Origin of the sequence: Cellulomonas sp. URHD0024 (assembly GCF_000426185.1) — a bacterium.
GTDB lineage: Bacteria > Actinomycetota > Actinomycetes > Actinomycetales > Cellulomonadaceae > Cellulomonas.
Genome location: NZ_AUEW01000004.1, coordinates 467,237 through 482,545, shown reverse-complemented (window position 1 = coordinate 482,545; position 15,309 = coordinate 467,237). Strand labels below are relative to the sequence as shown.

The window sequence follows — 15,309 nt, the reverse complement described above, 5'->3', positions numbered from 1 at the left end:
GCTCCTCGGCGGTGCGGTATGTGTCCATGGCACGGGTTCCGGTGACGTCATTCAGACGTCCGCTCCGCTTCCGTCAGGCGACGGTCGCCGCGACCTCGTCGAGTGCCTCTTCCAACAGGCCGAGGCCGGTCCGAGCCTCGTCGGGGGTGACGACGCAGGGCGGGACCACGTGGACGCGGTTGTCGGCGAGGAACGGCAGGAGCCCGCGGGCCAGCGCCGCCGCCTTGACCTTGCCCATCACTGCCGGCTCGACGGGTTGGTGGGTGGCCTTGTCCTGGACGATCTCGATCGCCCAGAACACCCCGAGGCCGCGGACCTCGCCGACCAGCGGGTTCCGGTCCGCGAGGGCCGTCAGGCCCGGGCCGAGCACGTCAGCGCCGATCGTGGCGGCGTGCTCGACGATGCCCTCGTCGGCCATCGCGTCGAGCGTCGCGACGATGGACGCCATCGCCAGCGGGTGCCCCGAGTAGGTCAGGCCGCCCGGGAACACGGCGTCGTCGAACGTCGTGGCGATCGGGTCGCTGAGGATGACGCCGCCCGCCGGGACGTAGCCGGAGTTGACGCCCTTGGCGAAGGTGATGAGGTCCGGGCGCACGTCGAACCCGTCGAACGCGAACCACTGGCCCGTGCGACCGAACCCGCACATCACCTCGTCGAGGATCAGCAGGATCCCGTACCGGTCCGCGATGGCGCGGACGCCCGCGAGGTAGCCCGGCGGCGGCACGAGGACGCCGGCGGTACCGGGGATCGTCTCCAGCAGGATCGCCGCGACGCTCGTCGGCCCCTCGGCCTGGATCACACGCTCCAGATGGTGCAGCGCACGCTCGCACTCCTCCTCGGGCGTGGTCGCCCAGAACTCCGAGCGGTACAGGAACGGGCCGAAGTGGTGCACGTGGCCGCGGGCGTACTCGTTCGGCACCCGTCGCCAGTCTCCCGTCGCGACGACCGCCGCGCCGGTGTTGCCGTGGTAGGAGCGGTAGGCCGAGACGACCTTGTCCCGCCCGGTGTGGAGGCGGGCCATGCGGATCGCGTTCTCGTTGGCGTCGGCACCGCCGTTGGTGAAGAAGACGCTCGAGAATCCTGCGGGCGCGTGGGACAGGATGCGCTCGGCCGCCTGACCGCGCGTGAGGTTGGCGGTGGCGGGCGCGATCGTCGTCAACGTGGCCGCCTGCTCCTGGATCGCGGCCACGACCCGAGGGTGCTGGTGACCGATGTTGACGTTGACCAGCTGGCTCGAGAAGTCCAGGTAGCGGCGCCCGTCGTGGTCCCAGACCGTCGACCCCAGTCCGCCGGCGATCACCAACGGGTCGAGGTGCGCCTGCGCCGACCACGAGTGGAAGACGTGGTCACGGTCGAGCCGGAGCGCCGTGGCGCCGTCCTGCGAGGTCATCTGCGTCGCGCTCCTTCGTCGTGCCGCGGCTCGTCCGCGGGGGGTGGCCGACTCCTCGAGCCACCCTCCGCAGAGCCTGCCCTACTTCCCGCCGGCCTCCAGTGTGACGTCGCTCCGGGCGCGCCGGTGCTCGTCACCAGATCGGTCATCCGGTGGCGACCACCGACGTCGCCATCCCGGGGATGACGTGCTCGCCGTACTGCCGGAGCGTCTCCTCCTTGTTGTCGTGCTGGAGGTACCCCGCGAACTGGGTGACGCCCAGGGCTCGCAGCTCCTCGAGCCTCTCGACGTGCTCGGCGGCGGGGCCCAGGATGCAGAACCGCTCCACGATCTCGTCCGGCACGAAGGCCGCGTGCGTGTTGCCCGCGCGCCCGTGCTCGTTGTAGTCGTACCCCTGACGGCCGGCGATGTAGTCCGTGAGCGCCTTCGGGATCGGGGAGTCGTTGCCGTAGCGGGCGACGATGTCCGCGACGTGGTTGCCGACCATCCCCCCGAACCACCGGCACTGCTCCCGCATGTGGTCACGGTCGTCCCCGACGTACATCGGCGCGGCGATGCAGAACTCGATCGCGTCCGGGTCACGACCGGCTCTCTCGGCGGCGTCGCGCACGACCTTGATCGTCCACGCCGCGATGTCCGGGTCGGCGAGCTGCAGGATGAACCCGTCGCCCACCTCGCCGGCGAGCTTCAGAGCGAGCGGTCCGTACGCGGCCACCCAGATGTCGAGCGCCGACCCCGTCGACCACGGGAACCGCACCTTGGCGCCGTTGACCTCGACCGCTCGGCCGTTCGCGAGCTCGCGGACCACGTGGATCGAGTCGCGCAGCGTCGCGAGGTTCGAGGGTCGGCCGTGCAGCGTGCGCACGGCCGAGTCGCCGCGGCCGATGCCGCAGATGGTCCGGTTGCCGTACATCTCGTTGAGCGTCGCGAACAGGCTCGCGATCACCGTCCAGTCCCGGGTCGCCGGGTTGGTCACCATGGGCCCGACCATGACCTTGCGCGTGGCCGCCAGGATCGCCGAGTAGATGACGAACGGCTCCTGCCAGAGCAGGTGCGAGTCGAACGTCCACACGTGGCTGAACCCGTACGTCTCCGCCTGGCGCGCCAGCTCGACCGTGCGCGAGGCCGGCGGGTTCGTCTGCAGCACCACACCGAAGTCCATGGGCGACCCTTCTGTTGGCGGGCTCTTACAGGAGGTACTGAGTCAGACCACGCGGCACGTACTGACCGTGGCCCGTGCGCCCCCGGTAGCCCGTCTCGTCGACCACCACCTCGCCGCGGGACACCACGACGTCCACGTGCCCGTCGATCTCGAACCCCTCCCACGCGGAGTGGTCCATGTTCATGTGGTGCGTCTTGTCCACCCCGATCGACGTGTGCCCGTTCGGGTCGTACACCACGACGTCTGCATCCGCCCCTGGCGCGATGACGCCCTTCTTGCCGTAGAGGCCGAACATCCGGGCGGGAGTCGTCGACGTCAGCTCGACCCACCGCTCCAGCGTGATCTCGCCCGTCACGACCCCCTGGTACATGAGGTCCATCCGGTGCTCGATCGAGCCGATCCCGTTCGGGATCGCACGGAAGTCGCCCACGCCCAGGTCCTTCTGTCCCTTCATGCAGAACGGACAGTGGTCGGTGGAGACCATCTGCAGGTCGTTGGTGCGCAGCGCCTGCCACATGTGCCGCTGGTGCCCCTCCTCGCGGGAGCGCAGCGGCGTCGAGCACACCCACTTCGCGCCCTCGAAGCCGGGAGCGCCCAGCTGCTCCTCGAGTGACAGGTACAAGTACTGCGGACACGTCTCGCCGAACACGTTCTTGCCGTTGTCACGCGCCCACGCCAGCTGCGCCACGGCCTGCTTGGCGCTCACGTGGACCACGTACAGCGGCGCGTTCGTGACGTCGGCCAGCATGATCGCCCGGTGCGTGGCCTCCTCCTCGAGCTGCCAGGCCCGGGCGATGCCGTGGTAGTACGGGTCGGTCTTGCCCGCCTCGACCAGCTGCGCCGCGAGCACGTCGATCGCGGGCCCGTTCTCGGCGTGCATCATCGTCAGCAAACCGAGGTCCGCGGCCTTCTGCATCGCCCGCAGGATCTGGGCGTCGTCGGAGTAGAAGACGCCGGGATAGGCCATGAACAGCTTGTAGCTGGTGATCCCCTCGGCCACCAGACCCTCCATGGCCTTCAGCGCGTCGTCGTCGACCCCGCCGATGATCTGGTGGAAGCCGTAGTCGATCGCGCAGTTGCCGGCGGCCTTCTCGTGCCAGGCGGCCAACCCGTCCATGACTCGCTCGCCGGTGCGCTGGACGGCGAAGTCGATGATCGTCGTCGTCCCACCCCATGCGGCGGCCCGCGTCCCCGTCTCGAAGGTGTCGCTGGCGTTGGTTCCCCCGAACGGCAGCTCCATGTGCGTGTGCGCGTCGATGCCCCCCGGGATCACGTACTTGCCCGACGCGTCGATCACCTGGTCCACGTTCGCCGCGAGGTCGAAGCCGAGCAACGTCGAGCCCGGGCTGAGCACCGCCGCGACCGTCTCGCCGTCGATCAGCACGTCCGCGGGTGTGCGCCCCGTCGCGCCGACCAGCGTCCCGCCCGTGATGAGCGTCTTCATCGGGTCCTCCTCGCCGTGTTCTGCGTCGTGCCCGTCGTCGTGAAGCCCTGCCGTGCTCCGTCGTCGTGACGCCTTCCCTACCCCCGGTCGTCGGCCGTGTCCGTCGCTCGACGCCGACCGCTCGCCCATCCCACGGGCGGCTACGGCGCGACGATCGGCCCGTACGCCTCCGGCCGACGGTCGCGGAAGAACTGCCACCTCTCGCGCACCACCCGCACCTGGTCCATGTCGAGGTCCCGGATCAGGAGCTGGTTCTCGCTCGAGGACCCGAGCTCGCCGACATAGTTGCCGTCCGGACCGACCGCGTACGACGAGCCGTAGAAGTTCACGGCCTCGTCGCCGTACTCGTTGTCCTCACGACCCACCCGGTTGTTCGCGACGACGAAGTAGCCGTTGGCCACCGCCGCGGCGGGTTGCTCGATCTCCCACAGCTTGTTCGAGATGCCCGGCGCCGTCGCGTTCGGGTTGAACACGATCTCGGCACCGTTCAGGGCGAGCACCCGCCAGCCCTCCGGGAAGTGCCGGTCGTAGCAGATGTTCACGCCGATCCTGCCGACAGCCGTCTCGAACACCGGGTACCCCAGGTTGCCCGGGCGGAAGTAGAACTTCTCCCAGAACTTGGGCAGGTTGGGGATGTGGTGCTTGCGGTACTTGCCGAGGTAGGTGCCGTCCGCATCGATCACCGCCGCGGTGTTGTAGAGCACCCCGGGCTGCTCCTCCTCGTACACCGGGAGCACGATGACGATGCCGAGCTCCTTCGCCAGCGCCGAGAAGCGCTCCGTCGTCGGACCAGGTACCGACTCGGCATAGTCGTAGTACGCCGTGTCCTGCGTGATGCCGAAGTACGGGCCGTAGAACAGCTCCTGGTACGCGATCACCTGGGCACCCTGGGACGCGGCCTCACGGGTCCAGGCCTCGTGCAGGGCGATCATCGACTCCTTGTCGCCCGTCCAGGTGGCCTGGGTGAATGCGACGCGCACGACGGTCATGGAGTGCCTCCGGTCTTCGTCCGCCGAGGGTCGACCCCCAGCTCAGACGCCGGGGCGCCCTCGCCTGGAATGTGACTGTCGGGGTTGAACATTTCAGTGGCGTTACCGCGAGTTTCGTCCGAGCGAACACCCGTGTCGAGCGTGTAAACATCTTGGCCGACGGACGAATCGGACGCTTGCCGGGGCCCGGAAGGGGCCCCCACCTGTAGATACGCAGGCATTCTGACCCGCATGGATCTCGCTGCCCATGTCGACGACCGTAGCCCTCGAGGCATCGCGGCGACCGTGGCGCGGCTCGTCCGGGGCGGTGACCTGCGGCCCGGCGACCGGTTGCCGACGGTCCGCGTCCTCTCCGCCGAGCTCGGCGTGAGCCCCGCGACGGTCAGCGGTGCGTGGCGGGCGCTCGCCGCAGTCGGCATCGTGACGTCCCGGGGCCGATCCGGGACCGTCGTCCTGCCTCCGCCCGCAGCCTGGCTCCCACCGCGGTACCGCGACCTGGCCGGTGGCGCTCCGGCACGTCTCGACCTGTCCAGCGGTACGCCCGACCCCGAGCTCCTGCCGCTCATCGGCCCGGCCCTGACCCGCGTGGCAGCGCAGCGGCCGTCCGCGGAGACCGGTGCCTACCTCGCCTCACCGGTCGTGCCCGCGCTCGAGGCCCTCCTGCGAGAGTCGTGGCCGTTCGCTCCCCAGAGGATCACCGTCGTCGACGGCGCCCTCGATGCGATGAGCCGGACGCTCGAACGGGTCGCCGGTTTCGGGTCGCGTGTCGCAGTCGAGAATCCCGGCTTCCCGCCGCTGTTCGATCTGCTCGACCACCTCGGCCTGGAGCGCGTCCCCGTCACGCTCGACCACCAGGGCATGCGTCCCGACGAGCTGCGCAACGCCCTCGAGACCGGAGCCCGGGTCGTCGTCGTGCAGCCACGGGCCCAGAATCCGACCGCCGTGAGCATGACCGCGACCCGTGCACGCGAGCTCGCCGGCGTCCTTCGTCGGCACGACGCCATCGTGGTGGAGGACGACCACTCGGGCGAGATCGCCTCCGCCCGCGACGTCAGCCTCGGCGTCTTCCTGCCTGATCGCGTGGTGCACGTCCGCTCCTACAGCAAGTCGCACGGCCCCGACCTGCGCATCGCCGCGGTCGGCGGCCCGGCCACCGTGCTCGACGCCCTCGTCGCTCGCCGCATGCTCGGCCCTGGGTGGACGAGCCGGCTCCTCCAGCACGTCCTGGTCGATCTCCTCACCGACTCGACCGCCCTCGAGGCAGTCGCCCATGCCCGTCGGGTCTACTTCGCCCGCCGGCGCGCCCTGCGCGAGGCACTCGCCACCCACGGCGTCCTCGTCGACCCGGGCGACGGCATCAACCTCTGGCTCCCCGTCCACGACGAACGCACCGCACTGGTCCGGCTGGAGGCCGCCGGCGTCCGCGTCGCACCAGGCACCCCGTTCCGTGCCGACACCCCGAGCGGCACCCTCGAGCTCCTCCCGACCGGCAGCGGCAGCGTCCCCGAAACCGCCCGAGCACGCGACTCGGGCACGGGTGACCACGTCCGCATCACCGTCGGACTCCTCGACCGCGAGACCGACGAGGTTGCCCGAGCACTCGCCGTCGCCGCGACCGTCTGATCCGGACGTGGCGAGCCGGCGTCACGGTGTCCCCCGCGATGCGACAAGCCGCCCCGAGGCACCGGCGCGCCCCATGCGACGAGTCGCCGCGCGACGCGGTGAGTCCCGACGGCCATCGGGACGTCGACGTCGGCGGGGCGCCGGCCACCCTGGGCTCAGACCGTAAGCAGCTCCGTCGCATCATCGGTAGGTGACATCCCGGTCGGGACCGGATCCTCCGGCCGACCAGCGGCCCGCCGAGCGGACCCCGCCAGCACCGCACCGCTGGGCAGGCGAAAGACGTAGGTCGGCGGCGGGCCCGCCCCTCCTGCGCGCCCGCGAGCGCCTCCGGCCCCACCGGGCGCAGCTGGGAGCCGCTCGATGGACAGCTGGAACCGGTGGACCTCCTTGTGGTGGAAGACGCAGAGGAGCACGGCGTTGTCCACGCTGGTCGTGCCGCCGTCCCGCGACCACCACCTGATGTGGTGCACCTCGCCCCACCGCGCCGGTTTGCCGCAGCCTGGGTAGACGCAGCACCTGTCGCGTGCGATCACAGCTCGACGCTGGACGCCCGTGTACAGACGCTCCGTCCGCCCGATGTCCATCGGCTCGCTCCCGGCCCGCATGACGACCCGGGTCATCTCGGCATCGCAGAGTGCGCGCAGCGCCTCGGACATCGGCACGGGCATCCCGTCCGGCAGCGTCGCGGGCTCGAACCCAGCCGCGGCGCAGCCGGCGCCCGGTGCGGGCAGCAGGGTCACGGGCACCACGTTGTCGGGAAGGGCCCGGAACGCGGCCCAGGTCTCTTCGGTCACGATCAGCGACACGTGCGGGCGCACGGCCGAACCAGAGCCCGTGTCGGGCATCGAGAGGACCTTCTGCGCAACCGCGCCGAGCGCGTCGGCACGCGCCTGTTCGGGAGAGCGATCGTCACCCGGCGCCTCACCGACGGCCTCGAGCGCGAGGCGCAGCACATGGCCCGTCATACGGTCGAGCCGCCCCCGGACATGCGTGCCGTCCGGTTGGTCCGACAGATGCAGGAAGCGTTCACGCCGCTGCGCCTGGTGGTCGCGTTCGTGCGCGGCCGGATCCAGCGACGCGGCCCACCGCGACACGTTGCGCGCGAACGTCGGCGCGTCCTGCTCGCAGGCCATCGCCACGAGCGTCTGCTGGCCGTGGGGCGAGGCCAGCACGGCAGTGACGTGCTCTGAGGCGGTGGACAGAAGACGGGCGATTCCGTTGAGGTGCTCGACCGGAACGGTGCCTGCACCGACCGCTGTCGCGACGGACGGCAGGACCGCCAGCGCCTCCGCCTGCTGGACCTCACGCCTGGCAGCACCGCTTCCGGACCGAGAGACCGCCGAACGAGCAGCCTCGAGCGAACCGATGCCGGGCCGTCGCCACTCCCCCGAGTCGCGTTCGGCGATGAGCAGCTGCCCTCGGACGGTGGCGATCACACCCTCGAGCACGTCGAGCCTGCCGAGGACGCGAGTCCGCTCGACGCCCATCTCCGGGATCGAGGCGAGACCGCGCAGGCCAGCTCGCGCGCCGCCACCACGACCGCGTCGGCGAGGCCTACGAGATCGGCTTCCGCCGCCCACGCGTCACCCGAGAGACGTACCGGAGGACCCGGGTCCGCTCGCTCGAGTACTACGGCACGCATCGTCGAGGGGCCGTACTCGAGGGCATGGGTGGGATCCAGAGCATCCCCGCGCTCTGGATCACCGCCCATGCCGTCTTCGAACATACGTTCGACTCTACGTGACATGGAACCGCAGGTCAACGAGCCACAGTTCGCTGAGGACGAAACGTCGGCACTTGCACGCAGGGGTCCGGACAGGCCTACTCTGTGCGCGGAACCCGGCCGCATCTGGCTCGGGTCGCGCCGCCCGGCTGTGGGCGGCCCTCCGGAGGCGCGACGTGCGCCCCACCCCCCGACGCCCAGAGGCGCGCACGCGCCCAGCACCGCCCCGGAGCCCCATGCCCGCCACTCGGCGCGTTCTCGTCGCAGCGACCGCAGCGGTCGTCGCCACCCTTGCCGGCTGCTCGACCCAGAGCACCCCGCAGGCGACGTCGGCCGCGACCGTCACGGGCGCCGCGGCCTTCACTGCCGTCACCCTCGACAACTGCGGTACCCACGTCACGGTCGACCAGCCCCCGCGCAAGGTCGTCACGATCAAGTCGACGAGCACGGAGATGCTCCTCGCGCTCGGCCTGCAGGAGGCGATCGTCGGCACGGCGTTCGCGGACGGCCCGTTGCCGGACACGTACAAGGACGCGGACCTCACGGTGATCTCCGACAAGGTCCCGGGCCAGGAGGCGCTGCTCGCGCTCGAGCCCGACTTCGTCTATGCCGGCTGGGAGTCGAACTTCTCGGCCGACGGGGCCGGTGATCGCGCTGGCCTGCAGGAGCTGGGCATCGGCACGTACGTCTCCCCCGCGGCCTGCAAGGAGCCCGGTTACATGCCGGACCCGCTGACCTTCGACAAGGTCGACGACGAGATCCGCGAGGTCGCCGGCATCTTCGGCGTGCCGGACCGAGCCGAACGCCTCATCGCGACCGAGAAGGCAACGCTGGCGAGCGCGAAGAAGCCCGCCGAGAAGACCACCGCCCTCTGGTACAGCTCCGGCGACGACACCCCGTACGTCGGGGCAGGCATCGGCGCGCCGCAGATGATGATGGACGCCGCCGGGCTGACCAACATCTTCGCGGGCGTGCACGACACCTGGACCTCCGCCGGCTGGGAGACCATCGTCGCGGCGGACCCGAGCGTGATCGTGCTGGTCGACGCCAGCTGGAACACCGCGGACAAGAAGATCAAGGCGCTCGAGAGCAACCCCGCCACCGCCCAGCTGAGCGCGGTCAAGAACCACCGCTACCTGACCATCCCGTTCGCGGCGTCCGAGGCCGGGGTCCGCAACGCCGAGGCCGTGAAGTCGCTGGACGACCAGCTGGCGGCCCTCGACCAGTGAAGCCACGGGCACTGTGAAGCGACGCGCTCCGCTGACCCTGCTCGTCACGGTCGGCGTGCTGGCCGTCGTCGCGACGATCCTGGTGGCCGTCACCATCGGTCCGGCGAACCTCGACGTCGGGGAGGTCGCACGCAGCATCGCCGGCCACCTCGGGTTCACCACCAGCGGCGTCCCGAGGCTGCACGACGCGATCGTGTGGGACCTGCGGCTGCCGCGCGTGCTGACGGCGGCGGCGGTCGGGGCGGGTCTCGCGCTGGCGGGTGCGGTGATGCAGAGCCTGACACGCAACCCGCTCGCGGACCCGTACCTCCTCGGTCTGTCGTCGGGCGCGTCGCTGGGTGCGGTGGCGGTCCTGGTGGTCGGAGTGAGCCTGCTGCTTCCGGTCGCGGCCTTCGCGGGCGCGATGCTGGCGCTGCTCGCGACGCTGACCCTGGCCCGCACGGGCGGCACGCTCACGCCGGGCCGAACGGTCCTGGCCGGCCTCGCGGTCTCCCAATTCGCCGCCGCGGGGACGTCGTTCGTCATCTTCTGGACCGCGACCGGCGACTCCTACCACGAGATCCTCAACTGGCTGCTGGGTTCGCTGGCCGGGACGACGTGGGGTGACGTCGCGATCGCGGGGACGGCCACCCTGGTCATCGGCGTCGTCCTGCTGACGAGCGCCACCCGCCTGGACTCGTTCGCGTTCGGAGACACGTCGGCGGCATCCCTCGGGATCGACGTGAACCGCACGCGGTGGACCCTGATGGTCGTCGTCGCCCTGCTCACCGGCGCGATGGTGGCGGTCAGCGGGGCCATCGGGTTCGTCGGCCTGATCCTGCCGCACGCCGTCTCGTCGCTCACCGGGCCGGCGCACCGGCGCCTCCTGCCCGTCTCGGCACTGGCCGGGGCCGTGTTCCTGGTCTGGGCGGACACCATCGCGCGCACCGTCTTCGCCCCGCGCGAGCTGCCCGTCGGCATCGTCACGGCCCTCGTCGGCGTGCCCGTGTTCGCGTTCCTGCTGCGGCGCGGGAAGGGGTCGGCATGGACCTGACCCTCGACGGCGTCGGCACGCGGCTCGGCGGGCGCTGGGTGGTCGACGGGGTCGACGCGACTCCCCCGACCGGCGCCCTGACCGGTCTGCTCGGCCCCAACGGCGCCGGGAAGACGACGCTCCTGCGCATGATCGCGGGACTCGTCGGTCCCGAGAGCGGGGCGGTCCTGGTCGAGGGCGAGAACATCCAGACCATCCCCCGTAGGACCCGCGCCCAGCGGATCGCGCTGCTGGAGCAGGAGTCGACGAGCTCCGTCCCGCTGACCGTCCGCGAGGTGGTCGCCCTGGGTCGCATCCCGTACCGCACCCTCTGGGGCAACGACCCAGACGGCGCGGCCGTCGACCGCGCGCTGGTCAGCGCGCGCGCCGAGCACCTCGCCGACCGCGCGTGGTGGTCGCTGTCCGGCGGCGAGCGGCAGCGCGTCCAGATCGCGCGCGCGCTCGCGCAGGATCCCGACCTGCTCCTGCTCGACGAGCCCACCAACCACCTCGACGTCAGCGCGCAGCTGAGCCTGCTCGCGTTCGTGCGCGACCTGGGCACGACGACGGTCGCGGCGCTGCACGACCTGAACCTCGCGGCCGCCTTCTGCGAGCACGTCCTGGTCCTCAAGGACGGCCGGCTCGCCGCCGCTGGCCATCCGCTCGAGGTCCTGACGCCCGACCTGCTCAAGGCCGTCTACTCGGTGGAGGCCGACGTGCTGAGCAACCCCCGGACCGGCCGACCGGTCATCGCGTTCCACGAACCGGAGCAACCGGAGCACCCATGAAGATCACGGTCCTGTCCGGTGGCGTCGGCGGAGCACGCTTCACGCGCGGGCTGCTCGCGCTCGTCGGCACCGAGCACCAGGTCACGGTCATCGCCAACACCGGCGACGACATGTGGCTCCACGGCGTGCGCGTCTGCCCCGACCTCGACACCCTGATGTACACGCTCGGCGGGGCCGTGCACGAGGAGCAGGGCTGGGGCCGACGAGGCGAGACGAGGCGCGTCAGCGACGAGCTGGCCGGCTACGACCTCGGCTGGGACTGGTTCACGCTCGGCGACCTCGACCTGGCCACCCACCTCGCCCGCACGGAGCTGCTGCGCGACGGACTGCCGTTGTCCCAGGTCACCGCGCGCCTCGCGGCCCGCTGGCGGCCCGGGGTAACCCTCCTTCCGATGACCGACGACGAGGTCGAGACGCACGTGCTCCTCGACGACGGCCGCGAGATCCACTTCGAGGAGTGGTGGGTCCGGCACCGCGCCACGCTCCCGGCGCGCGGGTTCGTGCAGACGAACATCGCCACCGCGACCCCCGCTCCGGGCGTGCTGTCCGCTCTGTCCGATGCGGACGTCGTCGTCGTCCCACCGTCCAACCCGGTCGTCTCCGTCGGGACGATCCTCGCGATCCCGGGTGTGCGTGACGCACTGACCAGCACAGACGCACCGGTGGTGGGCGTCAGCCCCGTGGTCGGCGGCGCGCCGGTGCGCGGGATGGCGGATGCGTGCCTGACCGCGATCGGCGTCGAGACCACGGCTCTCGCCGTCGCCCAGCACTACGGGCGACGCGCGGACGGCGGGATCCTGGACGCGTGGCTCGTCGACGAGGTCGACGCACCGGCGGCAGCAGTCCTGCGGGGGGTCGGCTGGGCGTCCCGCGCCGTGCCCGCCCTGATGACCGACGTCCCGACCGCGGCCCGCATCGCCGCAGACGCCCTATCCCTGGTCGACCGTCGACCCTGAGCCGAGCCCCATCCGGGACAGCGCCGCAGCGGTCCGGCTCCCCACGCCCAGCCGTTCCACCGCGGTGACATCGGCAGGCAGGTCGACGTCCCGTCGCAGCGTCGACCCGGACGGGATGTCCAGCCGGACGTGCCCGCTCGCCTCGTGCAGGGCAGCCGAGCCGGTCCCGAACTGCGGTGTGAACGCGGTGAGCCCGGTCAGCAGGGTGGTGCCCGTGCCGTCGGCATCGGCGACGAACGCGCGGGGATGCCGTTCCGCCAGGACGAGTGCGGCGTGCAGATCGTCGGGCCGCAGCGCGGGCAGGTCGCCCAGGAGCACCGCCACGGTTCCCGTCGCCGCGGCCAGACCCGCGCGCACGGCCGCGTTGAGCCCGCCGCCGGGATCGTCGACGACGAACGGCACCGCCGCTTCGAGCTCGTCGTCGGACGTCACGACGAGGACCCGGGCGACGCCCGGAGTCGCCGCGGCCGCCTGGATCGTGTCGAGCGCCATGGCCCGCGCGAGCGCGGCCCGCTCGCTCGGGCACAGCAGCCCGGCGAGGCGCGTCTTGCCCTCGGCGGCCGGCTTCACCGGCACGACGACGACCCAGTCCACGCCGCACCGCCTTCCGTCCCGGTCGAACCCCGCGAGAGGATGCTGCCATGACCCTCTGGCTCACGGGCGACCCGACCGCCGACCAGCTCCTGACCGACGACCCGTTCGCCCTCCTGATCGGCATGCTGCTGGACCAGCAGTACCCGATGGAGGCGGCATTCGCCGGTCCCGCCAAGATCGCCGACCGGATGGGGGGCCTGGACGTCCACCGGATCGCGGAGGCCGACCCGTCGGAGTTCGCCTCGATGTGCGCCACCCCACCTGCCGTGCACCGCTACCCCGGCTCGATGGCCGGCCGCATCCAGGGCGTCGCCGCGGCGCTCGTCGAGCAGTACGACGGTGACGTCACCCGCCTGTGGAGCGACGGCGACCCCGACGGCCCGACGGTCCTGAAGCGCCTCAAGGCGCTGCCCGGCTTCGGCGACCAGAAGGCACGCATCTTCCTGGCGCTCCTCGGCAAGCAGGTCGGCGTGCAGCCGGCTGGCTGGGCCGAGGCGGCGGGCGCCTACGGCGAGCCCGGTGCACGGCGGTCGATCGCGGACGTCACGGACGCGGCGACCATGGCCCAGGTCCGCGTCACCAAGCAGGCCGCCAAGGCCGCCGCGAAGGCTACGGCTGCCCCCTGAGCGCGTCCTTCCAGCCCTGCGCGTACGCCTCGGCGCTCCCCTGCGCGAACATGTCCTCGTCACCGAGCCGCACCAGCGAACGCGCGCCCGGCCCGTCCGCACCGGTGACGAGATGCCGGAGACCTCGGACGACGGCGAGTGGGCGCCCCTCGGCCTTGCCCTTGACCAGCTCACCGGCCGACGCGATCTCGTCGGCGACTGCGGCCTGTGTCATCACCAGCGGGCGGCCGAAGGTGTCGACCTGACCGCGCAGGTCGTCGAGCACCACGAGCCCCGCGGCGCCGATCGCGATGTCGGTGACGCCCTGCCGCCACGGACGCCCGGCGGTGTCGGTGATGACGACGCCCAACCGGACCCCGAACACCGCGGAGAGCCCCTCGCGCAGTCGTCGCGCGGACGCGTCCGGGTCCACCGGGAGCAGCAGCACGGTCCCCTCAGGCGTGTTGCTCGCGTCGACCCCCGCCGCAGCCATCACCAGGCCGAGCCGGTTCTCGACGATGCGGGTCACGCCCGCCGAGTGTTCGCGGGTCGCGACGACGCGCACGGTCTCGTCGGTGATCGCCTGCTCGCGGTCGTCGGCGGAGACCACGCGGCCCTCCGCCTTGGAGACGACCTTCGACGTGAGCACGAGGACGTCGCCGTCGAGCGGCGGCTCATCGGCCAACAACGCCGCGAGCAGCACCACCAGGTCGTCTCCGGGCGCGATCTCGGGCAGCCCGTCGGGAGCCCACACCTCGAGGCGCGTGGTCATCGGACGAGCTTGGGCAGCACGTCCGCCCCGAACGTCTCGATCCACTCGCGCTGGTTGCGACCGACGTTGTGCAGGTAGATCCGGTCGAAGCCGAGGTCGACGTACTTCTGGATCTCGGCCCGGTGGACATCGGGGTCGGCGGAGATGACCATGCGGCCCTCGAAGTCCTCCGGACGGACCAGCTTGGCCATCTGCTCGAAGTCGAACGGCGACCGGATGTCCGCCTTCGGGAACTTCATGCCGCCGTTGGGCCACTCGTGCATCGCGTTCGCGAGCGCCTCCTCGTCCGTCGACGCCCAGGACAGGTGCAGCTGCAGCACCTTCGGCAGCGTGGCGGGGTCCTTGCCGGCCTCGCGGGCGCCCTCGTCGAACTTGCCGAACAGGCCGCTGATCTTCTCCAGCGGCGCACCGACGGTGATCAGCCCGTCCGCCAGTCGCCCCGCACGCTTGGCCGTGACCGGTCCGGCTGTCGCGACGAGGATCTCGGGAGCGACCTCGGGCATCGTCCACAGACGGGTGGACTCGAGCTTGTAGAACGGACCTGCGTGCTTGACGTCCTTGCCCGCGATCGACGCGCTGAACAGCTTCTTGATGAGCTCGATCGCCTCGAACATGCGGTTGATCCGCTCCGGCGCCTCCGGCCAGTAGCCCGCGACGATGTGCTCGTTGAGCGCCTCCCCGGAACCCAGGCCCAGCCAGTGCCGTCCCGGGTACATCGCGGCGAGGGTCGCGGACGCCTGCGCAACCATCGCCGGGTGCCAGCGGAAGGTCGGAGCCGTGACGCCGGGGCCGATGTCACCCGTCGTCCGCTCGCCCAGGGCCGTGAGCACGTTCCACACGAACGCCGCCTGACCCTGCGCGGGGACCCAGGGCTGGTAGTGGTCCGCGGCCATCACGCCGGAGAACCCGTGGGCCTCGGCGTGCACCGACAGCGCGACCGCCTCCGTGGGGTGGAACTGCTCCAGCATGGCTGCGTACCCGACCGTGAGGCCGGGGGCGGTGACTGTTGACATGCACACTCC

Annotated in this window: 14 protein-coding genes; 6 read left to right on the top strand and 8 right to left on the bottom strand. The window is 71.5% G+C overall.

The window, feature by feature from the left end:
- Positions 1-73: 73 nt before the first annotated feature.
- The 4 genes from I847_RS0107405 to I847_RS0107390 all read right to left on the bottom strand — a co-directional run bounded on the left by I847_RS0107405 (position 74) and on the right by I847_RS0107390 (position 4,985).
- Positions 74-1,390, bottom strand: coding sequence for an aspartate aminotransferase family protein (locus I847_RS0107405; RefSeq protein ID WP_028049195.1), 1,317 nt, complete (start codon positions 1,388-1,390; stop codon positions 74-76).
- A gap of 145 nt (positions 1,391-1,535) precedes the next feature.
- Positions 1,536-2,552 (bottom strand): TIGR03842 family LLM class F420-dependent oxidoreductase, encoded by a 1,017-nt coding sequence (locus tag I847_RS0107400; protein WP_028049194.1) that lies wholly within the window; start codon positions 2,550-2,552, stop codon positions 1,536-1,538.
- Between the two features lie 25 nt (positions 2,553-2,577).
- Complete coding sequence (hydA, locus tag I847_RS0107395) at positions 2,578-3,996, bottom strand: dihydropyrimidinase (protein ID WP_028049193.1); 1,419 nt, start codon at positions 3,994-3,996, stop codon at positions 2,578-2,580.
- A 140-nt stretch (positions 3,997-4,136) separates the two neighbouring features.
- A complete protein-coding gene (locus tag I847_RS0107390; RefSeq protein WP_028049192.1) occupies positions 4,137-4,985 on the bottom strand; it encodes a nitrilase-related carbon-nitrogen hydrolase in 849 nt (282 codons plus the stop codon).
- Between the two features lie 231 nt (positions 4,986-5,216).
- Between I847_RS0107390 and I847_RS0107385 the strand changes: the two genes are divergently transcribed.
- The gene (locus I847_RS0107385; RefSeq protein ID WP_028049191.1) at positions 5,217-6,608 is read left to right on the top strand and encodes a PLP-dependent aminotransferase family protein; all 1,392 of its coding nucleotides are present in this window, start codon (positions 5,217-5,219) and stop codon (positions 6,606-6,608) included.
- A 155-nt stretch (positions 6,609-6,763) separates the two neighbouring features.
- On the opposite strand, the gene I847_RS25475 is transcribed toward I847_RS0107385, so the two are convergent.
- Positions 6,764-8,095 carry an HNH endonuclease signature motif containing protein gene (locus I847_RS25475; protein ID WP_051274556.1) on the bottom strand — a complete coding sequence of 444 codons (1,332 nt, stop codon included), beginning with the start codon at positions 8,093-8,095 and terminating at the stop codon, positions 6,764-6,766.
- 472 nt (positions 8,096-8,567) lie between these two features.
- Between I847_RS25475 and I847_RS0107375 the strand changes: the two genes are divergently transcribed.
- The 4 genes from I847_RS0107375 to cofD are packed head-to-tail and all read left to right on the top strand — an operon-like array spanning position 8,568 to position 12,316.
- Positions 8,568-9,560 (top strand): putative F420-0 ABC transporter substrate-binding protein, encoded by a 993-nt coding sequence (locus I847_RS0107375; protein ID WP_028049190.1) that lies wholly within the window; start codon positions 8,568-8,570, stop codon positions 9,558-9,560.
- Positions 9,561-9,573: 13 nt separating this feature from the next.
- The gene (locus I847_RS0107370; protein ID WP_028049189.1) at positions 9,574-10,593 is read left to right on the top strand and encodes a putative F420-0 ABC transporter permease subunit; all 1,020 of its coding nucleotides are present in this window, start codon (positions 9,574-9,576) and stop codon (positions 10,591-10,593) included.
- Complete coding sequence (locus I847_RS22440; protein ID WP_034609354.1) at positions 10,584-11,360, top strand: putative F420-0 ABC transporter ATP-binding protein; 777 nt, start codon at positions 10,584-10,586, stop codon at positions 11,358-11,360. Before I847_RS0107370 ends, I847_RS22440 begins: the two co-directional genes overlap by 10 nt.
- Positions 11,357-12,316: a 2-phospho-L-lactate transferase gene (gene cofD / locus I847_RS0107360; protein WP_028049188.1), complete on the top strand. Its 960-nt coding sequence runs from the start codon at positions 11,357-11,359 to the stop codon at positions 12,314-12,316. Before I847_RS22440 ends, cofD begins: the two co-directional genes overlap by 4 nt.
- On the opposite strand, the gene cofC is transcribed toward cofD, so the two are convergent.
- Positions 12,290-12,910 carry a 2-phospho-L-lactate guanylyltransferase gene (gene cofC, locus I847_RS0107355; RefSeq protein WP_028049187.1) on the bottom strand — a complete coding sequence of 207 codons (621 nt, stop codon included), beginning with the start codon at positions 12,908-12,910 and terminating at the stop codon, positions 12,290-12,292. The two genes, cofD and cofC, sit on opposite strands and share 27 nt — an antisense overlap.
- 47 nt (positions 12,911-12,957) lie before the next feature.
- Between cofC and I847_RS0107350 the strand changes: the two genes are divergently transcribed.
- Positions 12,958-13,536 carry an HhH-GPD-type base excision DNA repair protein gene (locus I847_RS0107350; protein WP_028049186.1) on the top strand — a complete coding sequence of 193 codons (579 nt, stop codon included), beginning with the start codon at positions 12,958-12,960 and terminating at the stop codon, positions 13,534-13,536.
- On the opposite strand, the gene I847_RS0107345 is transcribed toward I847_RS0107350, so the two are convergent.
- Both I847_RS0107345 and I847_RS0107340 read right to left on the bottom strand, forming a co-directional pair.
- Positions 13,520-14,287: a coenzyme F420-0:L-glutamate ligase gene (locus tag I847_RS0107345; protein WP_028049185.1), complete on the bottom strand. Its 768-nt coding sequence runs from the start codon at positions 14,285-14,287 to the stop codon at positions 13,520-13,522. The genes I847_RS0107350 and I847_RS0107345 overlap by 17 nt on opposite strands.
- On the bottom strand, positions 14,284-15,300 hold the full coding sequence (locus tag I847_RS0107340) for a TIGR03557 family F420-dependent LLM class oxidoreductase (RefSeq protein WP_028049184.1): 1,017 nt from the start codon (positions 15,298-15,300) through the stop codon (positions 14,284-14,286). Before I847_RS0107340 ends, I847_RS0107345 begins: the two co-directional genes overlap by 4 nt.
- Positions 15,301-15,309: the final 9 nt, after the last annotated feature.